At 63.9% G+C, this 24,061-nt stretch carries 22 protein-coding genes and 1 pseudogene; 11 read left to right on the top strand and 12 right to left on the bottom strand.

Features of this window, described 5'->3' with window-relative positions:
• Positions 1–7: 7 nt before the first annotated feature.
• A complete protein-coding gene (locus EN862_RS05660) occupies positions 8–979 on the top strand; it encodes an ABC transporter substrate-binding protein (RefSeq protein ID WP_127863193.1) in 972 nt (323 codons plus the stop codon).
• A 165-nt stretch (positions 980–1,144) separates the two neighbouring features.
• Complete coding sequence (locus tag EN862_RS05665) at positions 1,145–1,582, top strand: CHRD domain-containing protein (RefSeq protein ID WP_127863194.1); 438 nt, start codon at positions 1,145–1,147, stop codon at positions 1,580–1,582.
• Between the two features lie 33 nt (positions 1,583–1,615).
• Here the strand turns inward: EN862_RS05665 and EN862_RS05670 are convergent, their stop codons facing one another.
• The 3 genes from EN862_RS05670 to EN862_RS05680 all read right to left on the bottom strand — a co-directional run bounded on the left by EN862_RS05670 (position 1,616) and on the right by EN862_RS05680 (position 5,446).
• Complete coding sequence (locus EN862_RS05670) at positions 1,616–3,265, bottom strand: thiamine pyrophosphate-binding protein (protein WP_127863195.1); 1,650 nt, start codon at positions 3,263–3,265, stop codon at positions 1,616–1,618.
• Positions 3,262–4,434: a CaiB/BaiF CoA-transferase family protein gene (locus EN862_RS05675; protein ID WP_127863196.1), complete on the bottom strand. Its 1,173-nt coding sequence runs from the start codon at positions 4,432–4,434 to the stop codon at positions 3,262–3,264. Before EN862_RS05675 ends, EN862_RS05670 begins: the two co-directional genes overlap by 4 nt.
• A 79-nt stretch (positions 4,435–4,513) precedes the next feature.
• Entirely contained in the window at positions 4,514–5,446 is a 933-nt protein-coding gene (locus EN862_RS05680; RefSeq protein ID WP_127863197.1) for an alpha/beta hydrolase, read from the bottom strand.
• A gap of 192 nt (positions 5,447–5,638) precedes the next feature.
• Between EN862_RS05680 and EN862_RS05685 the strand changes: the two genes are divergently transcribed.
• From EN862_RS05685 to EN862_RS05700, 4 genes are all read left to right on the top strand, one after another.
• Complete coding sequence (locus tag EN862_RS05685; protein ID WP_127863198.1) at positions 5,639–6,646, top strand: ribonuclease; 1,008 nt, start codon at positions 5,639–5,641, stop codon at positions 6,644–6,646.
• Between the two features lie 283 nt (positions 6,647–6,929).
• On the top strand, positions 6,930–8,579 hold the full coding sequence (gene ettA, locus EN862_RS05690; RefSeq protein ID WP_127863199.1) for an energy-dependent translational throttle protein EttA: 1,650 nt from the start codon (positions 6,930–6,932) through the stop codon (positions 8,577–8,579).
• Between the two features lie 41 nt (positions 8,580–8,620).
• Entirely contained in the window at positions 8,621–9,388 is a 768-nt protein-coding gene (gene tam / locus EN862_RS05695; protein WP_127863200.1) for a trans-aconitate 2-methyltransferase, read from the top strand.
• Between the two features lie 204 nt (positions 9,389–9,592).
• Complete coding sequence (locus EN862_RS05700; protein ID WP_127863201.1) at positions 9,593–10,714, top strand: beta-ketoacyl-ACP synthase III; 1,122 nt, start codon at positions 9,593–9,595, stop codon at positions 10,712–10,714.
• 7 nt (positions 10,715–10,721) lie between these two features.
• Here EN862_RS05700 and EN862_RS05705 read toward each other — a convergent pair whose 3' ends face one another.
• A complete protein-coding gene (locus tag EN862_RS05705; protein WP_245519506.1) occupies positions 10,722–11,420 on the bottom strand; it encodes an isoprenylcysteine carboxylmethyltransferase family protein in 699 nt (232 codons plus the stop codon).
• Between the two features lie 48 nt (positions 11,421–11,468).
• Between EN862_RS05705 and EN862_RS05710 the strand changes: the two genes are divergently transcribed.
• Positions 11,469–12,095 (top strand): MOSC domain-containing protein, encoded by a 627-nt coding sequence (locus EN862_RS05710; RefSeq protein ID WP_127863202.1) that lies wholly within the window; start codon positions 11,469–11,471, stop codon positions 12,093–12,095.
• Between the two features lie 46 nt (positions 12,096–12,141).
• Here EN862_RS05710 and EN862_RS05715 read toward each other — a convergent pair whose 3' ends face one another.
• From EN862_RS05715 to tsaA, 4 genes are all read right to left on the bottom strand, one after another.
• A complete protein-coding gene (locus EN862_RS05715; RefSeq protein WP_127863203.1) occupies positions 12,142–12,984 on the bottom strand; it encodes an SDR family oxidoreductase in 843 nt (280 codons plus the stop codon).
• Between the two features lie 224 nt (positions 12,985–13,208).
• A complete protein-coding gene (locus tag EN862_RS05720; protein WP_127863204.1) occupies positions 13,209–14,168 on the bottom strand; it encodes a D-amino acid aminotransferase in 960 nt (319 codons plus the stop codon).
• Positions 14,169–14,253: 85 nt separating this feature from the next.
• Complete coding sequence (locus EN862_RS05725; RefSeq protein WP_040988087.1) at positions 14,254–14,568, bottom strand: DUF2293 domain-containing protein; 315 nt, start codon at positions 14,566–14,568, stop codon at positions 14,254–14,256.
• Positions 14,565–15,071 (bottom strand): tRNA (N6-threonylcarbamoyladenosine(37)-N6)-methyltransferase TrmO, encoded by a 507-nt coding sequence (tsaA, locus tag EN862_RS05730; protein ID WP_127863205.1) that lies wholly within the window; start codon positions 15,069–15,071, stop codon positions 14,565–14,567. The genes EN862_RS05725 and tsaA overlap by 4 nt, the downstream gene beginning before the upstream one ends.
• Before the next feature lie 140 nt (positions 15,072–15,211).
• Here tsaA and EN862_RS05735 point away from each other — a divergent pair, with 140 nt between their 5' ends.
• Entirely contained in the window at positions 15,212–16,219 is a 1,008-nt protein-coding gene (locus tag EN862_RS05735) for a metalloregulator ArsR/SmtB family transcription factor (protein WP_127863206.1), read from the top strand.
• Positions 16,219–17,139, top strand: a complete 921-nt coding sequence (gene metF, locus EN862_RS05740; RefSeq protein WP_127863207.1) for a methylenetetrahydrofolate reductase [NAD(P)H] — start codon at positions 16,219–16,221, stop codon at positions 17,137–17,139. The genes EN862_RS05735 and metF overlap by 1 nt, the downstream gene beginning before the upstream one ends.
• Before the next feature lie 387 nt (positions 17,140–17,526).
• On the opposite strand, the gene EN862_RS05745 is transcribed toward metF, so the two are convergent.
• A complete protein-coding gene (locus EN862_RS05745) occupies positions 17,527–18,447 on the bottom strand; it encodes a DMT family transporter (RefSeq protein ID WP_127863208.1) in 921 nt (306 codons plus the stop codon).
• A gap of 209 nt (positions 18,448–18,656) precedes the next feature.
• Here EN862_RS05745 and EN862_RS05750 point away from each other — a divergent pair, with 209 nt between their 5' ends.
• Entirely contained in the window at positions 18,657–19,877 is a 1,221-nt protein-coding gene (locus EN862_RS05750) for an alanine racemase (protein WP_127863209.1), read from the top strand.
• Between the two features lie 124 nt (positions 19,878–20,001).
• On the opposite strand, the gene EN862_RS05755 is transcribed toward EN862_RS05750, so the two are convergent.
• Positions 20,002–20,727 carry an SDR family oxidoreductase gene (locus EN862_RS05755; RefSeq protein ID WP_127863210.1) on the bottom strand — a complete coding sequence of 242 codons (726 nt, stop codon included), beginning with the start codon at positions 20,725–20,727 and terminating at the stop codon, positions 20,002–20,004.
• A gap of 121 nt (positions 20,728–20,848) precedes the next feature.
• On the opposite strand from EN862_RS05755, the pseudogene EN862_RS05760 reads away from it, so the two are divergent.
• Positions 20,849–21,748: pseudogene (locus tag EN862_RS05760) on the top strand (LysR family transcriptional regulator).
• Positions 21,749–21,801: 53 nt separating this feature from the next.
• Here the strand turns inward: EN862_RS05760 and EN862_RS05765 are convergent.
• Both EN862_RS05765 and EN862_RS05770 read right to left on the bottom strand, forming a co-directional pair.
• Positions 21,802–22,980 (bottom strand): lytic murein transglycosylase, encoded by a 1,179-nt coding sequence (locus tag EN862_RS05765; protein WP_127863211.1) that lies wholly within the window; start codon positions 22,978–22,980, stop codon positions 21,802–21,804.
• 182 nt (positions 22,981–23,162) lie between these two features.
• Positions 23,163–23,954 (bottom strand): GH25 family lysozyme, encoded by a 792-nt coding sequence (locus EN862_RS05770; RefSeq protein ID WP_127863212.1) that lies wholly within the window; start codon positions 23,952–23,954, stop codon positions 23,163–23,165.
• Between the last annotated feature and the right edge of the window lie 107 nt (positions 23,955–24,061).

The raw sequence follows: 24,061 nt of genomic DNA on the forward strand, positions 1-24,061 counted from the left end.
TAAAAACATGAAAAGACTGCTGATTTCCGCTTTGGCCGGCGCCATGTCGCTGGCCGCCTTCCAGGCGATGGCCGCCGACAAGGTGACACTGCAATTGAAATGGGTCACGCAGGCCCAGTTCGCCGGCTATTATGTCGCCAAGGCCAAGGGCTTCTATGACGCCGAAGGCCTCGACGTCGAGATCAAGCCGGGCGGCCCGGATATCGCGCCCGAGCAGGTGATCGCCGGCGGCGGAGCCGACGTCATCGTCGACTGGATGGGCGGCGCGCTGGCGGCCCGTGACAAGGGCGTGGGGCTCGTCAACATCGCCCAGCCGTTCAAGAAAGCCGGCATGGAACTGGTCTGCCCCAAGGCCGGGCCGATCAAGACCGAAGCCGACTTCAAGGGCCATACGCTCGGCGTCTGGTTCTTCGGCAACGAATATCCCTTCTACGCCTGGATGAACAAGATCGGTCTCAAGACCGATGGCGGCCCGGACGGCGTCACCGTGCTGAAGCAGAGCTTTGACGTGCAGCCGTTGATCCAGAAGCAGGCCGACTGCATCTCGGTCATGACCTACAACGAATACGGCCAGGTGCTGGATGCCGGCTACAAGCCGGAAGACCTGATCGTCTTCAACTACTCGGCCATGGGCAACGACCTGTTGGAAGACGGGCTCTACACGCTCGAGGACAAGCTCAAGGATCCGGCCTTCGAGGACAAGATGGTGCGCTTCGTCCGCGCCTCGATGAAGGGCTGGAAATACGCCACCGAGAACACCGACGAGGCGGCCGAAATCGTCGTCGACGCCGGCGGCCAGGACGAGAACCACCAGAAGTTCATGATGAAGGAAGTGGCCAAGCTGGTGGACAATGCCGACGGCAAGCTGATCCCGGCCGCTTACGAGCGCACCGCCAAGGCGCTGCTCGACCAGAAGATCATCAGCAAGGAGGCGAGCGGCGCCTACACGACCGCGATCACCGACAAGGCGATCAAGTAAGCTTGGGTCTTTACAACCGACATTGAAAGGGGCGGGCGACCGCCCCTTTTTCTTTGCCGCGGTAAAATATTCGTGTGTCGGGATACATCCGGCCGCCCAACCGTTAATTGGCGCATCCGCGCGTTGGGGAGCCGCGCAGGATGCTGCAATCAACGGAGGTTCTTCATGCGCATCCTATCCGTGCCGATGCTTTCGGCTTTGGCCGTTTCGACCGCCTTGCTTCTCGCATCGCCGGCCATGGCCGAGACGATGAAGTTCACGGCGACGCTCGACGGCAGCCAGCAGAGCCCGCCCGTGACCACCAAGGGGAAGGGAACCGCCACTCTCACCTTCGATACGACAAGCAAGAAGCTCAGCTGGAACGTCAAATACTCCGGTCTCAGCGGGCCTGCCGTGGCCGGTCACATCCATGGCCCGGCGGATAAGGGCGCGAATGCGGACCCCGTCATCCCGTTCAAGAAGCTGAAGAGCCCGATCAAGGGGTCGGCGACGCTGACCGACGCGCAGGTATCCGATCTGGAGGCCGGCAAATATTACGTCAACATCCACACAGCCAAGAACAAGGACGGCGAGATCCGCGGCCAGATCGAGAAGGCGATGTAAACCAGGAAAGGGGCGTCAAGCCGCCCCGTTTGCTCAGCTCTTGTTGCGGATCTGCGTCAGCGTGCGGGTCGGCGTGATCGCTTCGGGATCGAGCTTGATCTCGACGATCGCCGGCTTGCCGCTGGCCAGCGCGCGTTCGAAGGCCGGCGCGAAGTCGGCGGTCTTTTCCACCGTCTCGCCATGGCCGCCATAGGCGCGGGCAAGTGCGGCAAAGTCCGGATTCTTGAGCTCGGTGGCGACGACGCGGCTCGGATATTCCCGCTCCTGATGCATGCGGATCGTGCCGTAGATGCCGTTGTTGACGACGATGACGATGATCGGCAGGTCATACTGGACAGCCGTCGCGAACTCCTGGCCGTTCATCAGGAAGCAACCGTCGCCGGCGAAGGCGATCACGGTGCGATCCGGGAACAATGACTTGGCGGCGACCGCGGCCGGCGTGCCGTAGCCCATCGAGCCGGAGGTGGGCGCGGCCTGTGTGCCGTAGCGGCGGGTTCGGTAGAAACGGTGCACCCAGGTGGCGTAGTTGCCGGCGCCGTTGGTGATGATGGCGTCTTCCGGCAGGACTTTTCCCAGATGTTCGATTATCGGACCCATCTGGACGGCCCCCGGGCCGGTCTGCGGCGGCGTCGACCATTCGAGATAGGCGGCATGCGCCTTTTCCATCTCGGCAGCCCAGGAAGGGCCAGCGGCGGGCTTGCGTTTGGCGAAGGCCTCGACGAAGGCGGCGGGGGAGGCATTGATCGCCAGCGTCGGCCGGTAGACGCGGCCAAGCTCGCCGGCATCGGCATGGATATGCACCAGCGCCTGGTCGGGGTAGGGGCTTTTCAGCAGCGTGTAGTCGGACGACGGCATCTCGCCCAAGCGGCCGCCGATCAGAAGCACCACGTCGGCCTGCTTGATCCGCTCCGCAAGCTTTGGATTGATGCCGATGCCGACATCGCCGGCGTAATTGGGATGGAGATGGTCGAACAGCATCTGGCGGCGGAAGGAGCAGCCGACCGGCAGCGACCAGGCCTCAGCGATCGTGCGCATATGCGCCACGGCTTCCTCGTTCCAGCGGGTGCCGCCGAGGATGACGAACGGCCGCTTGGCGTTGGCGAGCAGCATCTGCAGCGCGTCGAGCTCGGCTTCGCCAGGACGTGTCTCGACCGGCGTGTGCGGCAGCGCTTTCGGCGCCTCGACCTCGCTGGTCAGCATGTCCTCGGGCAGCGAGATGACGACCGGGCCGGGGCGGCCGGAGGTCGCGACCGCAAAGGCGCGGGTGACGAATTCCGGGATGCGCGAAGCATCGTCGATTTCCACCACCCATTTGGCGATGTCGCCGAAGAAGCGCTTGTAGTCGACCTCCTGGAAGGCCTCGCGTTCCTTGGCGTGGCTGGCGACCTGGCCGATGAACAGGATCATCGGCACCGAATCCTGCATGGCGATATGGACGCCGGCCGAGGCGTTGGTGGCGCCGGGGCCGCGGGTGACGAAGCAGATGCCGGGTTTGCCGGTCAGCCGGCCCTGGCAGTCGGCCATCATCGCGGCGCCCCCCTCCTGGCGGCAGACGATGGTGCGGATCGAAGAGTCATGCAGCGCGTCGAGCACCGCGAGATAGGATTCGCCCGGAACGCAGAAGATGCGGTCGGTGCCGTTCGCCTCGAGCGCCTCGACGATCAGTTGTCCGCCGGTCTTCATTTTGCTCTCTCCAGTTCGGCAAGGATTTCTTGCGTGTGCTCGCCGAGACGCGGCGAGGGGCGCTCATAGACGAGCGGCGTGCCCGACATCACCATCGGCGCGCGCACCGAGGGCAGGCGGTTGCCATGGCCGTCGTCGAGGTCGAGCCGCATGCCGCGCGCGATGGTCTGCGGGTCAGCGAACATCTGGCCGATCGTGTTGATCGGACTTGCCGGCACGCCGGCGGCTTCCAGCTTCGCCAGCAGCGGATCGCGGTCCCACGTGCTCAGCGTCTCGATGATCCGCTCCCGCAGCTTCACGCGGTTGGCGACCCGCGCGGGGTTGGTGGCGAAATCCGGATCGGTGGGCAGGTCGGTGAGCCCGACCACGGCGCAGAACTTGCCGAACTGTCCGTCATTGCCGACCGCCAGGATGATGTGGCCGTCCCTGACCGGCAGGACCTCATAAGGGGCGATGTTCATATGCGCGTTGCCCATCTGGACCGGCGACTTGCCGGAGACCAGATAGTTGAGGTTCTGGTTGCCGAGCGCCGAGATCTGGCTGTCGTAGAGCGCCATATCGATGTGCTGGCCCTGGCCGGTCTTTTCGGCATGGCGAAGTGCTGCCTGGATGGCGATCACCGAATAAAGGCCGGTGAAGAGGTCGGAGATAGCGACGCCCGCCTTCTGCGGCTCGCGGCCGGGCTCGCCGGTGATCGACATCATGCCGGCCATGGCCTGGATGATGAAATCGTAGCCGGCGCGGGGCGCATAGGGACCGTCCTGGCCGAAGCCGGTGATCGAGCAATAGACGAGGCGCGGATTGATCGCCTTCAGGCTTTCATAATCGAGGCCGTATTTCTTGAGGCCGCCGAGCTTGAAGTTCTCGATCAGCACGTCGGCGGTGGCGACCAGCATGCGCAGCGTCTCGGCACCCTCGGGCTTGGAGAAGTCGATGGCGATGGACCGCTTGCCGCGATTGCAGGAATGGTAATAGGCGGCCGAGAGGTTCTCGCCGTCATGGCTCATGACGAAGGGCGGGCCCCATTTGCGGGTGTCGTCGCCGCCGTCCGGGCTTTCGACCTTGATGACATCGGCGCCAAGATCGGCCAGCAACTGCCCGGCCCAGGGGCCGGCCAGGATGCGGGCGAGTTCAATAACGCGGATGCCTTTCAGCGGAGGTTCGGCCATGGATCACCGTGGTTAAACAAAGCGCAGCCTCTAGCAATCGGGGCGGCCTGTGTCACGACCCATGCGATAGGCCACCGCGTCAGGATTTCAACACGCTGTCCGCCCAGGCGGCAAAATCGTTCATGACGGCGTCGCGATTGATCTCGTTCAGGCTTTCATGGCGGGTGTCGGGGTAAACCTTTGAAACCAGATTCGAAAAGCCCATCGCCCGCATGCGCTTTGCGAGATGATGGACCGCCTTGCCGTAATCGGATGCGGGATCCTTCTCGCCACCGATGAGGTTGACGGGCAGGTCGCGGCGTACGGTCGCAAAACTCGAATCCTTGCCGGCGTGCTGCGCCATAGTGACGACATCGCGCCACATCGAGATGGAGGCACCCCAGCCGCAGAGCGGGTCGGCGACATATTTGTCGACCTCGACCGGATCGCGCGACAGCCAGTCGAACAGGGTGCGGTGGTTGGGCACCGCCTTGCCCCAGGCCTGGAAGGTGAGCTTGGGCAGAAGGCGCGACGGCACATCGGAGCCCAGCCGCATCCGTTCCCAGCCCAGGATGAGCTGCGCCAATTGGCCGAGAAGCCCTTGCGAGAAATTGCCGTTCCAGATAGCGGCGGCATGGACGCGTTGCGAATGGCGCAGCACGAAGTTGAGCGCTATCGAGGCGCCGAGCGAATGTCCAAAAACGATCACCGGCAAGCCCGGATGCTCGGCCGCGATCAGGTCGTGCACCGCGTCGACATCGGCGATCACCTTGGCGATGCCGCCGCTGTCGGCGAACTTGCCGAGCGGCGCGTCGGGTGCCTTCGTCGCGCCATGGCCGCGATGGTCATGGGCGTAGACCTGGAAGCCGCGCGGCGCGAGGTAGTCGGCGAAGCGGGCATAGCGCGCCGCATGCTCGGCCAGGCCGTGATTTATCTGGACCACGGCGCGTGGCTTCGCCTGCGCGTGTTTCACATAGAGGTTGAGCTCGGCCCCGGTCGGTGAGGCCAGCCTGGTCTGTTTATCGAATGGCATGTCTCGCTCCCTCGGCGACTGTTGGGCGAGGGCTTTGCCGGCGTCAAGTGGACGAGCGCGCTTGCGAGCACGCGGATGGTGCGCTCAGTTGGGGATTGTTCTTTCGCACGATGAAAAAGATCGCAATTCTGACACGTCGCCTGTTCTAGTGTGACGAATCCAATACGGTTCAATGATCGCCGGGAGAGCGGGATGCGGGTTTGGGTATTGTGGGGTTCGATGGTGCTGGCTCTCGCCGGCGCCGGCGCGGCTAATGCCGACGTCAAGATGAGCGGTACTTTCGTGGCCGACAGCGCCTGTCCGGCGACGCAGGCCATCAAGAGCGGCAAGAGCCCCGGCAACATCTCGACCGAGACGGGCAAGAGCTATGAGCTACTTGCCGGCAACAAGGACGAGCCCACCCACTACCTCATCCAGGTGCCGGGCGCCGACCCCGAGCGGCGCTGGGTGAAGATCAGCTGCGGCCATGTCACCGGCGGCAGCGCGGCGACGACCCCGGCGCCTGCCGGTCAGGCCAAGCCGTCGTCAGCCTCCGGAAAACCTGAATATGTCTTTGCGCTGAGCTGGCAGCCGGCCTTCTGCGAGACCAAGGCAAGCAAGCCCGAATGCAAGGCGCAGAACCCGACCGAGTTCGATGCCTCGCACTTCACGCTGCACGGCCTGTGGCCGCAGCCTAACGGCAATTTCTATTGCCAGGTGCCGGCGGCCGACAAAGCCAATGACAATCCGGCGCATTGGGGAGATTTGCCGCCGGTAAAGCTCGATGCGAACACGCGCGCCGAGCTCGACCAGGTGATGCCTGGCACGGCCTCCAAGCTGGAGCGGCACGAATGGATCAAGCACGGCACCTGCTACGGCAAAAGCCAGCAGGAGTATTTCTCCGACGCGCTCAACCTGATGCGGGCGGTGAACGCCTCGGCGGTGCGCGATCTCTTCACCAAGAACATCGGCAAGCAACTGACCTCGGATCAGATCCGCAGTGCCTTCAACGCGGCCTTCGGCGCCGGCGCCGGCGACCGCGTGCGCGTGTCCTGCCTGGTCGACCCGTCGAGCGGCCGGCGCCTGATCGGCGAGATCACGCTCGGCCTGTCAGGCCCGATCGGACCCGACAGCAAGCTTGCCGATCTCTTGATGGCGTCCGCGCCGACAGGCAAGGCCGGTTGTCCGAAAGGCACGGTCGACGCGATCGGATTCCAGTAGGTTGGAGTTCTTTGGACGGCCGTTCTTCCCCGAAATCGCGGCTTGGCCGCGATTTCCCAATCTAGCATCGTTTTGAAGGCGAATGGTTAGCCGCATCTTTCGCGCGATCGCGGAGCAGCGAAAAGCTGTTGACGGACCTGGATCGACGAACTGGCGGCGCAAACCGCAGAATGCGCACCGTTTGGCCGCCGTGGCGCCGAAAGCGATTGCCGTTCGGCGCTTCATCGCCTACATAGCGCGCAACCCCCATCACCTTGACAACTAGTTTCCAGGGAAAGCGCGCGTGGCTCGCCAGTTCATCTATCACATGTCAGGCCTGTCGAAGGCCTACGGCACCAAGAAGGTGCTCGATAACGTTCACCTGTCCTTCTATCCGGACGCCAAGATCGGCATCCTTGGCCCCAACGGCTCGGGCAAGTCGACGATCCTGCGCATCATGGCCGGGCTCGACAAGGAGTTCCAGGGCGAGGCGTGGCTGGCCGAGGGCGCCACCGTCGGCTACCTGGCGCAGGAGCCGCAGCTCGACAACACCAAGACCGTGCGTGAAAACGTCATGGACGGCGTTGCCCGGAAGACCGCCATCATCGAGCGCTACAACGAGCTGATGATGAATTATTCCGACGAGACGGCGGACGAGTCGGCCAAGCTCCAGGACGAGATCGACCGCCTCAATCTGTGGGACCTCGAGCAGCAGGTCGAGATGGCGATGGACGCGCTGCAGTGCCCGCCGCCGGATTCCGAGGTGACCAACCTGTCGGGCGGTGAGCGCCGGCGCGTGGCGCTGTGCCGGCTGCTGCTCGAACAGCCCGACCTCCTGCTGCTCGACGAACCGACCAACCATCTCGACGCCGAAACCACGCAATGGCTGGAAAAGCACCTGCGCGACTATCCGGGCTCGGTGCTGATCATCACCCACGACCGCTACTTCCTCGACAACGTCACCGGCTGGATCCTCGAGCTCGATCGCGGCCGCGGCATCCCCTACGAGGGCAACTACACCAAATATCTCGACGCCAAGGCCAAGCGCCTGATCCAGGAAGGCCGCGAGGACGACGCGCGCCAGAAGTCGATCTGGCGCGAGCGCGAGTGGATCCAGTCTTCGCCGAAGGCGCGCCAGACCAAGTCGAAGGCGCGCATCAAGGCCTATGAGGAATTGGTCGAGCAGTCGCAGAACCGCAAGCCGACCGACACGCAGATCGTCATCCCGGCGAGCGAGCGCCTCGGCAATGTCGTCATCGAGGTCGAAGGCCTCAACAAGGGTTTTGGCGACGAGCTCTTGATCGAGAACCTGTCGTTCCGGCTGCCGCCGGGCGGCATTGTCGGCGTCATCGGCCCGAACGGCGCCGGCAAGACGACGCTGTTCAAAATGATCACCGGCCAGGAGACGCCGGATGCCGGCACGATCCGCAAGGGCGAGACGGTGCGGCTTGGCTATGTCGACCAGAGCCGTGACGCGCTCGATCCGAACAAGACGGTTTGGGAAGAAATCTCCGGCGGCGCCGAGGTCATCAAGCTCGGCAAGCACGAGGTCAACAGCCGCGCCTACTGCTCGTCCTTCAACTTCCGTGGTGGCGACCAACAGCAGAAGGTCGGCAACCTGTCGGGCGGCCAGCGCAACCGCGTGCATCTGGCCAAGATGCTGAAGGGCGGCGGCAATGTGCTGCTGCTCGACGAACCGACCAACGACCTCGACACCGAAACGCTGGGCGCGCTGGAAGACGCGCTCGAAGCCTATGCCGGCTGCGCCGTCATCATCAGCCACGACCGCATGTTCCTTGACCGCATGGCCACCCACATGCTCGCCTTCGAGGGCGACGCGCATGTCGAATGGTTCGAGGGCAATTTCGAGGAATACGAGAAGGACAAGCTGCGGCGCCTGGGCGCCGAAGCGGCGACCCCGCACCGCATGACGCACAAGCGGCTGACGCGGTAGCATAAGGTCCGAAGGAGCGGCGAACAGGGCGAGGTTCTCACATGGCTGACTGGTCCGCCGCCCAATATCTGAAGTTCGAGGATGAGCGCACGCGGCCCGCGCGCGATCTCGTGGCGCAGGTGCCGGTCGATTTTCCGCGCCGTGTCGTCGATATCGGCTGCGGTCCGGGCAACTCGACCGAGCTTCTGGTCGCGCGCTGGCCGGATGCCCGGGTCAGCGGCTTCGACACCTCGCCCGACATGATCGAGAAGGCGAGGGCGCGGCTGCCGAACGTCAATTTCGAGCTGGCGGATGCCGCCGCATGGCAGCCAGAGCATCCCGTCGATGTCATCTTCGCCAACGCCGTCTTCCAGTGGCTGCCGGAACACCCGGCGGTGTTCCAGCGGCTAATGGGGCTTCTGGCGCCGGGCGGCGCCCTGGCCATCCAGATGCCCGACAATTTGGGCGAGCCCTCGCACCAACTGATGCGCGAGACGGCGGCCGAAGTGCCGTTCGCGGCCAAGCTCAAGGGCGCCGCGCGCGGGCCGCTGCCGCCGGTGTCGTTCTACTACGATCTGTTGTCGCCGCTCGCCGACCGGCTCGACATCTGGCACACGATTTACAATCATCCGCTGGCCGACGCCGAAGCGATCGTCGAATGGGTCAAGTCGACAGGGCTGAAGCCCTTCCTCGATCCGCTCGACCCGGATGAGAAGAAGCTGTTCCTCGACAGCTATACCGCCAAGATCGCCAAGGCCTATCCGAAGACGGCGAATGGCAAGGTGCTGCTGCGCTTCCCGCGGATTTTCATCGTCGCCAAACGCGCCTGAGCAAATTCCGGCTATCGCGTTTCGCCGCGATGCCAGCGAGGGTTGTCGATTTAAGCTGGCATAAACCGGCCAAATGCGACAAGGGTTGCGCCAGGCCATTTCCGCGCCCACATCAGGCCCGTTACGCCGGGGCATTTGTTCAACGCAATTCCGAACGGAAAACCGGTCCCCACTTTTCCTGGAATTGCTCTAGACGGATCGAACATGCATCGCGTGATCATCAGCGGCATCGGCGCCGAAATCCCTGAACCCGTCATCACCAATGAAGAGCTGGTCGCCAGCTTCAACAGCTGGGTTGACACCGAGAATGCGCGCCGCGCCAACACCGGCGAAACGCTTTTGCAAAAATCGGACAGCGACTTCATCGTGCATGCCTCGGGCGTGAAGAGCCGCCATGTCATCGAGCGCGAGGGCATTCTCGACCCGACCCGCATGACGCCGCGCATTCCGGCGCGGCCGGACGACGCGCTGTCGCTGGAGGCTGAGTTCGGCATTGCCTCGGCCAGGAAAGCGCTTGCCCATGCCGGGGTCGACGGGTCGGACATCGATCTGGTCATCTGCTCGGCCTCGCATCACCAGCGGCCCTATCCGGCCATCGCCATCGAGATGCAGGAAGCGCTCGGCACCAAGGGCGCCGGCTTCGACATGGGGTTGGGCTGCTCTTCGGCCGCAGCCGCGCTGCATGTCGCCGTCAACCTGGTGAGGGCAGGGGCGCACAAGCGCGTCCTGGTGTCGACGCCGGAAATCATCACCGGCCATCTCAACTTCCGCGACCGGCAGACGCATTTCATCTTCGGCGACGCCTCGGTCGCCATGGTCGTCGAGGGGCTGGCGCAGGGCGAAAAGCGGCCGGGGCGTTTCGAGGTGCTCGACACGCGCACCTGGACGCAGATGTCGAACAACATCCGCACCAATCTCGGCTATCACACGCGCACCGCCCAGGACGATCCCTACATGATCAACCTGGAAGGCAATCTCATCAAGCAGGTCGGCAACAAGGTGTTCAAGGAAGTCACCGTCGCCGGCCAAAAGTTCATCGTCGAGTTCCTGGCCGAGCATGGGCTGACGCCGCAGGGGATCCGCCGGTTCTGGCTGCATCAGGCCAATGCGCGCATGAATGCGATGATCCTGAAATTGTCCTTCGGCCACGATGTCGATCACGATCGCGCGCCGATGGTGCTGGAGCGGCTCGGCAACACGGCCGGCGCCGGCGCGATCGTGGCGCTGTCGGAGAACCATGCCGACATGAAGGCCGGCGATTTCGGCCTGATCTGCGCCTTCGGCGCCGGCTATTCGATTGGTGGCGCCTTGCTGAGAATGCTGTAGCCGGCCTTCACGCTGGCGCGAACGGCACCAGCATCGGCACGCGCCTGGCGTAATCGTCGTAGGCTGGGCCGAGCTCGCCGCGCAGGAAGCTTTCTTCCAGCCTCGCCTTGACGACAACGCCGACAAGCAGCAGCGCCGCGCCGGCAACGCCCCAGACCGTGCCCTTGACCGCCATGGTGGCGAGTATCGACAGCAGCAGGCCGCTGTAGATCGGGTGGCGGACGAGGCTATAAGGGCCGGTATCGACCACGCGATGATCGGCCTTGGCGGTGACGTTGGCCGACCACAGCCGGCCAAGATGCAGGCGCGCCCACCATGCGAAGGCGATGCCGATCGCGATCAGGGCAACGCAGATCCAGGCCTCGGCGAGCGTCGGCGTCCAGAGCCGCAGCCGGCCGGCATAGCCGTGCGCCGGCACGAACAGCAGCACGGTGCCGGCCAGCCAAAGGACACGATAGCGCGCCTCCGACTTGAGATCGGCGCGCTTTTGCGCCGGATCCGCCCAGGCAGCGGCAAGCACCCAGGATACCACCCAGAACAGCCAAAGCGCCGCGATTGCGTGTCCAACCTGCATGATCGAACCTTCCCGGTTGCGCGCGCAGTCGTCTATGCCGCCGGCGCGGCAGCATTGCGGTTCGCAGAGGTTGGCGAAAGCGATTTGCGGTAAGAAGATCGTGATCGCCATCAAGCGGCGTGATCGGATCATCAGCGCTTTCGACTGGACCGCATTCTCCGGCACCTTTAGACCAACGGCATGCAGGGAACGAACCTCGAACTTTTTCCCGTGGCGGAACCGGCGGTGGAAATCGTGCCGGGCCGCAAGCTGACGGCCAAGGCGGCGGCGCTCTATGCCGCCCCGCACGATCATTTCGAGACGAGGGCGGTCGATGAACTGCGGCTTGGCTTCGATGGCATCGCCGGCGACTTCCATGGCGGGACGACGCGGCATTCAGGCGGGCGCGAGCCCTGGTATCCGCGCGGCACCGAGATGCGCAACGAGCGACAATTGTCGCTTGTCGCAGCGGACGAGCTCACCATTGTCGCGCAGCGCATGGGCCTCGCGGAAATCAGGCCGGAATGGATCGGCGCCAATCTGGTGATCGATGGCGTGCCGCATCTTTCGATGCTGCCGGCCGGCTCGCTGATGTTCTTCAAGGGTGGCGCGACGCTCAAGGTCGACGGCCAGAACAAGCCCTGCCGCTTTGCCGGACAGTCGATCGCCGAGCACGTCGGCGCCGCGGATCCCGACGCCACCGCGCTGCTCTTCCCGAAGGAGGCGAAACGGCTACGCGGCCTGGTCGCGTGGGTCGAAAAGCCGGGCACGATCACCGTCGGCGAAGAGATTTCCGTGCGGGTGCCGGAGCAGTGGATCTATCGGTGACGGGAGGCCATGCCGCGCAAGGCGACATGGCCGAGTGTTTTTGGGATTAGGCTGCCTTACGGTTCTTGTTGGCGCCTTGCGCCATGACCGAAACATCATCCCACTTTTCCCAGGTGGCGATGCGATTGGCGTATTCCTGCTTGATCATCGGCAGGCCGGCGTCGCCGAAGAAGACCCGGAGCGGCGGCTCGGCGGCATCGACGATGGCCAGCATTGCCGGGCCGGTCGCTTCCGGATCGCCGGCGACCGAGCGGCTGCGGCGCTCCGCCATCGCGGCGCGGACCGGATCATAGACGTCCATCGGCTTGGAGACCTTGGCCGACGGCCCGGCCCAATCGGTCGAGAAGCCGCCCGGCTCGACCAGGGTGACGTGAATACCGAAACCGGCGACTTCCAGGCTGAGCGACTGGCTGAAGGCTTCCAGCGCCCATTTCGAGGCGTGGTAGAGGCCGATGGAGGCAAAGGCGTTGACGCCGCCGATCGACGAGATCTGGATGATGTGACCGGAGCGCTGTGCCCGCATGATGGGAAGCGCCGCCTGCGTCACCCAAAGCGCGCCGAAGACGTTGGTCTCGATCTGGTCGCGCGCCTCCTGCTCGGTGACCTCCTCGATGGCGCCGAAATGCCCGTAGCCGGCATTGTTGATAACGACGTCGAGCCGCCCGAAGCGCTTGTGCGCCTCGGCGATCGCGGCTTCGACAGCCTTTTTGTCGGTCACGTCGAGCTTCAAGGCGGCGATGTTGTCGCCATATTTCTCGACGAGATCTGCAAGCGTCCCGGCGTCGCGGGCAGTGGCGGCGACGCGATCGCCGCGAGCGAGCGCGGCCTCGGCCCAGACGCGGCCGAAGCCCTTCGACGATCCGGTGATGAACCAAACCTTATCAGTCATGATGTGTGATCCTTGCCCTTGGAGCGGGCGGCGCCTCTCAGGATCGCCGGGCACTCCAAGTGTTTGTTTTGCGCAATTCCGGACGGAAAACGGCTATGCGCTGTTCCTGGGATTGCCTTAGGGGCGATGTATTCCGGATATAAGCGGAGGTTACTCCGCTTGCTGCATGTACGGCGCTTTCGGCGATTTTCCAGAGGCGCCGCCGGATTTATTTGGCTGGCCCGTCAGGGGTAGCGCACCGCGCTCGACCAGGCCGGGTCCTCATGCCTCTTCCAATAGAGCGCCATCAGGCGCTCGGTTGTCGCGCCGACCTTGCCATTAGCGACGGGCGCGCCGTCGATCTTGGTGACCGGCATGATGCCACCGGCGGTCGAGGTGATGAAGACCTCGTCCGCCTCTTTCAGCGAGGCTACGCTGACTTCGGTCGCGATCGCCGAAAGGCCAGCCTCGGCGCACAGGTCGAACACAGTGCGGCGCGTGATGCCGGGCAGCACGCCGACGGCGGGTGTCGACAGCTTGCCGTCCTTGACGCAGAAGACGTTGAAGCCCGGGCCTTCGGCGACATTGCCGTTGAAGTCGAGGATCAGCGCGGTGTCGGCGCCACGGTCATAGGCGTCGTAAAGGCCGCGGACGAGATCGAGCCAGTGGTAGTTCTTGATCGACGGATCGATCGAGGCCGGCGGAATGCGCACCTTGTCGCTGATCGCGACATGAAGGCCGCTCCGCAACTGCTCGGCACTGGCGACCGAGCCGAAGGGGACGGCGAACGCCATGAACCGGTTGATCGCCTGGCGCGGGTCGCGGCTGAAGGTCGGCGAGGCGCCGCGCGTGCACAGCATCTCGACGTAAGCCGCGCGGTGGCCGGAGAGCGCGACGCAATTGTGGAGAATCCCCGCGACGCCATCGCGATCGAACGGGATCGTCATGCGCAGTTTCTCCAGCCCGCCGAAGAACCGGTCGAGATGCAGGTCGAGGCGGAAGAAGCGGCCGTCCCAGACATGGACCGTGTCGTAGGTGGCGTCCGAATGCAGAAAGCCCCAGTCCAGCACCGAGATCTTGGCCTGGGACATCGGCAGATATTGCCCGTCGAGGAAGGCCACGCCGTCCGGATAGGCGTGCGGGTCGAGATGGCGTTCGGAGAGAAAGGGGAACGGTTTGGCTGGCGTGACGGCGGCCTGGCTCATTTCATTCCTCCTCGTGCGTTCCGGCGAGGCAGGCTAGCGTCCGGTTGCGGATGCAGTAGAGCCAGGCAGGCAGCGCTGCTTGGCCTCATTCGTCCTCGTCGTCTTCCTCCAGCAACCGTGTCGCGCGCCAGCGGGTGAGCACCACATTGGTCTGTTCGATGACGAAGAAACGCGCCGAATCCCGGTCGTAGCCTTCGGCTAGCAGCTTTTCATAGTCGGTATGAGCGTGACGGACATGGGCGATGGTTGCAAGCCACACCGCGATCGTCGGCGGCAGAGTCTTCATGTGCACGGAACCGGCGTCGGCGCGAATCTTTTCCATGTCGGCATAAGGCGCAAGCGGCAAAAGCGCGGTCAGCGCCTTGGCGATGGCGCGGCGGCGGCCGGTGGGAGCGCTCATTTGTCGTCGCGCCCGACGATGGTTGCTTCGGGGAAGGCATCGGTCGAAGCGTAGTAGGGCTTGATGTCGATAACCGGCGTGGCGTCGAGCACGTCGATGGCGTCGATCTCGATCCGGCCGGCCTCGATGTCGAGCGCGACCAGCTTCGCCACATGCAGGCCGACGGGGTTCGGCCGGGCAGGGGAGCGCAGCGAGAAAACGCCTTTCGGTTCAGATGCATGGCGCGGCTTTTGCACGATCAGATTGCGCGGCGCGTGATGCAGCCAGGACAGGATGACGACGTGGCTGGTGCGTTCCAGGTTTTGCAGGCCCGGGCGATAGGGTTGGTCGATCAGAACTTCCGCGGTTCGCCCGGATTCGCGGGCGGCGCGCATGTTCTTGGGGCAGTCCTCGCGACTGATCCAGGGCGAGACGATGCGGCCGATAAAGACGACATGGCCGTCCGGCCCCAACCCCGCCGGATCGGCTGCAAGCAGCGTTTCACCTTCGCGCATCTCGAACATCCTCTTCACTCCGCGCAAGAACCGTCTGCCAGGCGCGGATCACGGCTGCGCCATTTTCTTGTCCGGAAGCGACATAGCGCTTGCCAGGGTTTCAAAATCGACATAAACATATCTTTATATCTTTCAACGAGAGCCCGCTCATGCATGTCTCGCTCGATACAATGGTAGATACATTGAAGGCGGCGGCCGAATCCAGCCGGCTGCGCATCCTTGTGCTGCTGTCGCGGGGCGATCTCACTGTCTCTGATCTCACCGAGATCCTCGGACAGTCGCAGCCCCGCGTCTCGCGCCATCTGAAGCTGCTGCTCGATGCCGGGCTGATCGGCCGCTACCAGGAAGGGTCCTGGGCCTTCTTCCGGCTGACCGATACGGATAATTCGCGCGATTTCGTGCAGCGCCTCGTCTCAGGCATCAGCGAAAGCGACCCGCAGGTGGTGCGCGATCTGGAGCGGTTGGCGGCGGTGAAGCGCAAGCGGCAGGACCGGGCCGCCGAATATTTCTCCGAGAACGCCGCAAGCTGGGATCGTATCCGCTCGCTGCATGCGCCGGACCGCGCGGTGGAAGCCGCACTCATCAAGCTCGTCGGCAAGCGGCCGTTCCAATCGATGCTCGACCTCGGCACCGGCACGGGCAGGCTGCTCGAAATCTTCGCGCCGCTCTACCGGCGCGGCGTCGGCATCGACATGTCGCGCGAGATGCTGACGGTGGCGCGCGCCAATCTCGACAAGGCCGGCATCGCCAATGCGCAGGTTCGCCAGGGCGACATTTTCTCACCGCCGGTCGAGCGCAATGCCTTCGATCTCGTCACCATCCACCAGGTGCTGCATTATCTCGACGATCCGGCGCGGGCCATCGCCGAAGCGGCGCGGCTGCTGCGCCCCTCGGGCCGGCTGATCGTCGTCGACTTCGCGCCGCATAATCTCGAGTTCCTGCGCGACCAGCACGCCCATATGCGGCTCGGCTTCTCCGACAGGCAGATGTCCGACTGGTTCGCCGAGGCCGGCCTCGACCTGGAGGACAGCCAGGAATTCGAGCCGCGCGGCGGCAATGAGGCAAGGCTCACCGTAAAACTCTGGCTCGGCCGCGACCGCCGCCTGCAGATCGCCGATCCGTCCAACGATTCCTTGCCAGTGAGGGAAACAGCCTGATGAACCAGTTCCGCTTTTCCCGCCGCCCCGACATCGGCGACAAGGTCCGGGTGTCGTTCGAGTTCTTCCCGCCGAAGAATGACGAGATGGAAGCAAGGTTGTGGGATACGGTCACCCGGCTGGAGCCGCTCAAGCCGAAATTCGTCTCCGTGACCTATGGCGCCGGCGGCTCGACCCGCGAGCGCACGGCGCGCACGGTCAAGCGCATCCTCAACGAGACGTCGCTGACGCCGGCGGCGCATATGACCTGCGTCGACGCGGCGCGTGACCAGGTCGACGCCGTCATCCGGGAATTCGTCGACTTTGGCGTCACCCGTTTCGTCGCGCTGCGCGGCGATCCGGCCGCAGGCGTCGGGACCGTCTACAGGCCGCATCCGGACGGCTACGCCAACGGCGCCGAACTGGTCGGCGCGCTGAAGAGCGTCGGCGATTTCGACATCTCGGTCTCGGCCTATCCGGAAAAGCATCCGGAGAGCCCGGATTTCGCCACCGACATCGACATGCTGAAGCGCAAGGTCGACAATGGCGCGACGCGGGCGATCACCCAGTTCTTCTTCGACAACGACCTTTATGAGCGCTATGTCGAGCGGGCGCGCCGCGCCGGCATCTACATCCCGATCGTGCCCGGCATCCTGCCGGTGCATAATTTCACGCAGGTCGCCAATTTCTCGTCGCGCTGCGGGGCGCTGGTGCCGGCATGGCTGGCCGAGCGTTTCGAGGGGCTGGAGAACGACCCGCAGACGCATGCGCTGGTCGCCTCGGCCGTGGCGGCCGAGCAGGTGCTCGACCTTGTCGAGCGCGGCGTCGGCGACTTCCATTTCTACACGATGAACCGTGCCGACCTCGTCTTTGCCGTCTGCCACATGATCGGCATCCGTTCGCATGAGGCGGAGGCGGCGGCTGGTTCGGCCGCGGCATGAGGCAGGCTGCGAGCGAGGTCAGGCTGTGATGGAAAAGGCCGGCTTAGAACCCGGCCTTTTCGAACTGTTGGACTACTCTCGGTGCTGGTCTTCCCGGCTTTGGCGGGTCAGGGAAGAACGCCTATGATAAGGGCACCGATGAATGCGAATGCGGCACAAATCATCAAAGCGTTGATTGGCCTCGTCAGTCCCATGCCATAGCCTCCTCTTCAGAGCTATGGCAGGAGTCTAGGGTCATTTGTGCCACAGGCAAGCGGAAAACGTGCTGCATTGCGACATGATTGTGGAATTTGCGACTTCGAATTTGCCGTTAGCCGTTGAAACTCTTCGGCAAAAGCCGGCTCCGCGGTTGTGAATAAATTGTGGCGGTGATGTGGCATGACACCGCTACCATCGGCCGAACAGCCGTCCGTCGATGGTGATCAAGCCGAGTCCGATCAGCGCCATGCCACAGATTTCGAACAGCGCAAGCCGTTCGCCAAGGAAGAGAAAGCCGAGCAGAACCGCGCTGACCGGCACGATCAAGGTGACCAGCGAGGCATTGGTGGCGCCGGCCGAGGCGACGAGGTTGAAATACAGGATATACGCGAAGGCGGTGGACAGCAGCGCCAGCCCCAGCACCGCGGCCCAGACCGGCGGCGAGGCCGAGAACAAGCCCGTCGGCCCATAGGCAATGAGCACGATAGGGATCATGATGATGGTCGAGGCGGTCAGTTGCCCGGTTGCGATGACCGGCGAGGGCACGCCCTTGAAGCGGCGCGCGATCATCAAGGCGATCGCATAGGACACCGAGGCGCCGATCAGCGCGAACTTGGCCCAGACCGGCCCGCCCAGCCCGGCAAGCAGGCCCGGGCCGATCATCACCGCGGTGCCGGCTACGCCAAGCGCGATGCCGGCCAGCTTGTTCCAGGACAGCTTCTCGTCGGTTGTGAGCGCATTGGCGAGCACCAGCGTCCAGAACGGCGTCGTGGCGTTGAGCACCGAGGCGACGCCGGCGCCGAGCTCAGTCTGGCCGGCGAAGATCAGCGAGAAGGGCACGACATTGTTGGTGAGCGCCAGCAGGAAGAACAGGCCGGCATGCGGGAAGGCGAGACGAAAGGATGGGCCGCGGATCGCCAGATAGAGCTGGAGTGCTGCCGCTGCGATGGCGACGCGGAACAGCACCAGCGCCAGAGGATGGATCTCTGCCACGGCAATGCGGGCAAAGAAGAACGAGCCGCCCCAGATCGCGCCGAGCAGGAGAAGCTGCGCCCAATCCTTGAGCGTCATCGGTCCGCGCGTTGGCGCGGCGGCGGCCGTAATCGACATGTCTTTCCTCCCCAGGCTGATCGCAATCTCAGCCTTCACACCTCACCAACCGATAATGCGTTCGCAGGCAAGGGCCACCCGAAACCTGACTGGTGGTTTAGCGTTGGCAAAATGTGCAGCCGGCCGCTCCGGGTCGCCAGACACAGAACTGTTTTCTTTGGCGGCTAGCTAGGATTAATTGTGCGCGCTCCAGACCTGAGGATTCGTCCATGCAGCGATTCGAAAATGCCCGTGACGCGGCACTGGCGCTTCGTCCCGACGATCCGGTCTACTGTTTTCGCCCGCAGGTGCTGAAGGCGGATGCGCTGCAGTTCATGGGCATGTTTCCCGGCAAGACCGCTTATGCGGTGAAGACCAATGGCGAGCAGATCGTGCTGAGGACGCTGGTGGAAGCCGGCGTCAGCACTTTCGACGTCGCCTCGCCGGGAGAGTTCGCCGCCGTGCGCGCGGTCTCGGCGGATGCCGAGATGCTCTACATGCACCCGGTCAAGGCGCAGTCGGACATCAAGCTGGCGCTGGAGAAATACGGCATCCGGGTGATCTCGCTCGACCATGAGGACGAGATCACCAAGCTGACGCGCGTGGTGCGGGCGCTCGATATCGACCCGGGCGCCATCACCGTCTTCGTGCGCATCCAGACCAAGGGTCATGCGGCTTACGAATTGTCGAAGAAATTCGGCGCCGGGCCGGCCAACGCGGTCGAGCTTGCCGAGCGCCTCAACCGCACCGGCTACAAAGTGGGGCTCTGCTTCCATGTCGGCAGCCAGATCGAGGATCCCGACACCTATGAGCGAGCGCTCGCTTCGGCCGACTGGGTGCGCAACCGCCTGACCTTCGACATCGCCGGGCTCGATGTCGGCGGCGGCTTCCCCGCTGAATACGGCCACGATCCGAACCGCAAGCTGGTCGAGATGCCGTCGCTCGGCCAGCTGATGTCGCGGCTTGCCGGCGACCTGAAGGAGTACCAGTTCGACCAGATGCCGCTGGTGGCGGAGCCCGGCCGCGTGATCGTGGCGCGCTGCCTATCGCTGATCGTGCGGGTGCTGCTGCGCAAGGGCAAGCGGCTCTACATCAATGACGGCATCTGGGCATCGCTGTCGGATTCATGGACCGGCAAGATCACGTTGCCGGCCCGATTCATCCCGGATCCGGCGATCCGCACGCGCAATGGCGCGGAAAAAAACATCGTGCCGTTCAAGGTCTGCGGCGCAACCTGCGATTCCGTCGACATCCTGTCCAGGCCATTCTGGCTGCCGGAAACGGTCGACACCGGCGACTGGATCGAGATCGGCCATATCGGCGCCTACTCACTGTCGCTGAGAACCCGCTTCAACGGTTTCTTCCCCGACACCTTCGTGGAAGTGACGACGCCGTTCGACGAGGGCGACGCGCCGCAGGGGTTCGCGAGTTTGGAGACGATGGCGGATTAGGAAGTAGGCAGTAGGAGGTAGAAAGAAGAGAGCGTTAATTATCCCTATCCCTTTGAATATCGCCTCGGTATTTTTCTACTGCCTACTGCCTACTGCCTACTGCCTACTGCCTACTGCCTATCCTTTACGCCACGCCACCGCCGGCCTGGATGTTTTCGCCGGTCAGCCAGCGCGCTTCATCGCTGGCCAGGAAGACGGCGACATCGGCAACGTCGCGCGGGGCACCGATCCGGCCGAACGGCGACATGCCGGCGGCCACGGCGCGATCGCGCTCCGGCAACAGATCGGTATCGGTGAAGCCTGGCGACAGCGCGTTCACGGTGACGCCTCGCGGTCCCAACTCGCGCGAGAGCACGAACTGTTCGACCGCGCCCTTGCTGCCGAGATAAAGCGCCGTCTGGGTGAAGAACATCTTGGTGCCGCCGGTCGAGACGGCGATGATGCGACCACCGTCGCGGACACGTTTGGCCGCCTCTTGAAGCGTGAAGAACGTCCCTCTGGCGTTGGTGCCGAAGACCAGGTCGAAATCGGCCTCGGTCGCTTCAATGAGCGGCTTGATGACGGCGACGCCGACATTGGCGACCACGATGTCGATCTTGCCCAGCCGGCGCTCGGTCTCGTCGAAGAGGCGGCGAACATCGGCGAGAACGGAAATGTCGGCTTGTATGGCAACCGCCTTGCCGCCTTTGTCGGTGATGGCGGCCACCACCTCATCCGCCGCCTTGTTGTTGCCGACATAGTTGACGACGACGGCCGCGCCCTTGGCTGCGAGTCCTTCGGCGATGGCGCGGCCAATGCCGCGCGAGCTGCCGGTTACAATTGCGGTTTTGCCTTGCAGTGATTGAGACATGATCGATTTCCTTCACCTTCGCCGGTTGTCCGTAGCGTGGCCGTTGGGTGAGAAATAGCGACCTGCAATCGATTGGATAATGACCTACTATCTGACTGGTCTATTAATCGCAGGATACACAATGCGCGGCTCTGAATTCGCTGAGTTGAAGGCATTTTCGGCAATCGTCGAAGAGGGCAGCTTCGTTAGCGCCGCCGCGCGGCTGCGGGTGTCGCCGCCCGCACTCAGCCAGACGATCCGTCGGTTGGAGGCGCGTCTCGGCGCCAGGTTGCTCAATCGCACCACGCGCAGCGTCTCGCCAACCGCAGCCGGCGAAACCCTGTTTGCCCGACTCGCGCTGGTGTTCGGCGAGCTGGAGGGCGCCCTTGCTGAAGTCCAGGCCGGGCGCGATCAGCCTGCGGGCGCGCTCCGTATCAATGTCCCGCGCGTCGCGGCGATGCGGTTTGTCGCACCAATCCTTGGCGATTTCCAGGTCGCTTATCCCGATATCGCTCTGACGGTCATCGTCGACGAGGTGCTGACCGATATCGTCGAAGGTCGATTCGATGCCGGTATCCGGCTCGGCGAACGGCTGGAACAGGACATGGTCGCGGTCAAACTCAGCGACGAACTGCAAATGGCAGCGGTTGCCGCTCCGGCCTATCTCGAAGGGCGTTCAATTCCACGCCACCCGCAGGATTTGCACCAGCATCGCTGCATCAATTTCCAATGGCCGGGCGGTGGTAATATCTACCGGTGAGAGTTCTCTCGCGGCAGGCGCTCGCTGGAAATCGCCGTCCAGGGCAGCCTTGTTGTGAACGACACGGAACTGATGCTCAACGCGGCGCTCGGGGGAGCGGGCGTGGCCTACATGATCGACTATCAAGTCCAGCCATGGATCGAGCAAGGCCGGTTAGTCCGATTTCTCGAAACGTGGTCGCCGAGCTTTCCGGGTTTTTATCTTTATCATCCAAGCCGGCGGCATGTGCCGCCAGCGTTGCGCGCATTCATAGATTTCGTACTGAGGAAGAGTAGGGAGTAGGGAGCGTTGTCTCCGACACGCCCTCACTACTCACTACTGGTTATTCGCTCTTCTTACAGCTTGGCCAGCAGCTCCGGCGTCGGCCAGCCATCTACCGGCAGGCCAAGCCGCATCTGCTCCTTGCGGATCGCTTCGCGCGTGTTGGTGCCGAGGATGCCATCGACCGTGCCGACGTCGTAGCCCTTGGCTTCGAGCTTGGTCTGCAGCGCCTTCATCTGGTCGCCGCTCAGGCCCTGCTCGGGCGTGCGCGGGTCGAATTGCGGCGCGCCGGCAAACCGCGTCGCCATGACCGCCGCGGTGAGCGCATAGGTGAAGGACTGGTTCCATTCCAGATAGACGTCGAAATTGTCATAGGTGAGGAAGGCCGGACCCTTGCGGCCCATCGGCAGCGCTAGGCCGGCTTTCAGACCATTGTCGATGAGCGGGTTGCCGTTGGGTTCGGTGACACCCCACTCAGCCCATTGTGACAGCGGCAGCTTGTTGGCGCGGCCGGTCTGGTCCCATGGCATTTCGTCGGGGACGCGCACTTCCTGGACCCAGGGCTGGTCGCGCTTCCAGCCGCGCGACTGGATCTTGCTAGCGGTCGTCATGATGACGTCGGGCACGCTGTTCCTGAGGTCGACCTTGCCGTCGCCGTCGCCATCGACGCCATGCGCCAGATAGTCGGTCGGCAGGATCTGCGTCTGGCCGATCTCGCCGGCCCAAGCGCCCTTGACGTCGGCCGGCAGCACGCCGCGGTCGATGAGCGTCAAAAGAGGCACCAATTGCTGACGGAAGAGCTGCGGGCGCCGGCAGTCATGCGAAAGCGTGACCAGCGCATTCAGCGTATGGAAGTCGCCCTGCACGGCGCCGAAGTCGGTCTCCAACCCCCAGAAGGCGGTGATGACGGCCGGCTGGACGCCGAACTGCTTGTCGGCGCGGTCGAAGATTTCGGCATATTTCTTCAGGTTGGCCGCGCCCTGCTTCAGGCGGTAGGCCGAGATCATCCGGTTGGAGAATTCGGTGAAAGTCTGGGTGAAGACGCCCTGGGCGCGGTCGCGCGCCAGCGCCCGTTCGTCAATCGTGGCGTCCTCCAGCGCGTCGAGCCCTACGGCGCCGACGCCGGCCGCCTTGGCTTCGGCCGCTACGCCCTGTTTCCAGGCCTCGAAATCGCCGCCGCAGTCCTGTGCCGCGGCGGGCAATGCAAACACGCCGACAAACAGCGCCGCCAGGATTTCAACGCGCAATCGCATCGCTTTCCTTTCGAGACCAGCGCATGGCCCCATCGTGACCCCGGAACGGGCTCGGACAGGCGCATGCGGGGATTTCAAAGCTCAGGAGACGCCGGGCACTCGCACGAGTGCGCCGCTCCGGATTACCAGCGGTTGCATGTTTCGCCGCCCGCCGTGTCGAAAAGCAGGCGGGAAGGCCGATGTCAACGGGTGTTCTGCCGCAGCCACTTCTTCCAGGCGGCTTCCGAGCCGTTGAAGACGTTGATGTCGGACTTCCCGGTCATGCCGGGCACAATGCCGGTGCCGGTGTACTGCCAGAAGGTGAAGGGATGGCTGCCGTATTTCTCACGCGGGTGGCCTGCGACCGAGCGCAGCCAGTACGGATAGCCGCGGAAGGTCGCCAGTTGGTTGTCGTCGAAGAAGTCGAGCGAGGTGTAGATGATCGGCTTCTTGCCGTAATAGCGCTCGACCATTTGGAGGAAGACGGTCATTTCGCTGCGCACGGTGGCTGGATCGGGGCGCAGCCTGCAGGTCGGCGATTTGGGGTTCCATTCCATGTCGAGCACCGGCGGCATGGCCGACGGGTCTCTCGGGACATTGGCGATGAACCAGCGCGCCTGGGTCTCGGCCGGCGTGCAGAAATAGAAGAAATGATAGGCGGCGCGCGGAATTCCGGCAGCCTTCGTGCGCGTCCAGTGCTCGTTGAAATAGTCGTCGAAGCGGTCGCCGCCTTCCGTCGCCTTGATGAAGGCGAAGGAGATGCCGCTGGCCCTGGCCGCGGGCCAGTCGACCGAGGTCTGGTATTTGGAGACATCCGTGCCGTGGATGGCGTAGTTCCACGGCGCGCCGCTGTCCCATTCGTGCGGCTTGGAATCCTCGAATTTGGGCGCGCGCACGGCAACCGTCTGCGACGATGGCGACAACGGCGAAAGATCGTCGACGGTCGAGCAGGCGCCCAGCAGCGTCAGCATCAGGATGGCCGCAAGACGGCGCATGATATTCCCCGAGCCGGGTTCAGCCGGCCGCTGATGGGTCCTTTAACGATGGTGGTCGCTAATCTGCGCCCCCCTGCCGGATGGATCGCCCCACGAGATCATCCGTC

The organism is Mesorhizobium sp. M2E.F.Ca.ET.219.01.1.1 (assembly GCF_004016445.2).
Taxonomy (GTDB): Bacteria; Pseudomonadota; Alphaproteobacteria; order Rhizobiales; family Rhizobiaceae; genus Mesorhizobium.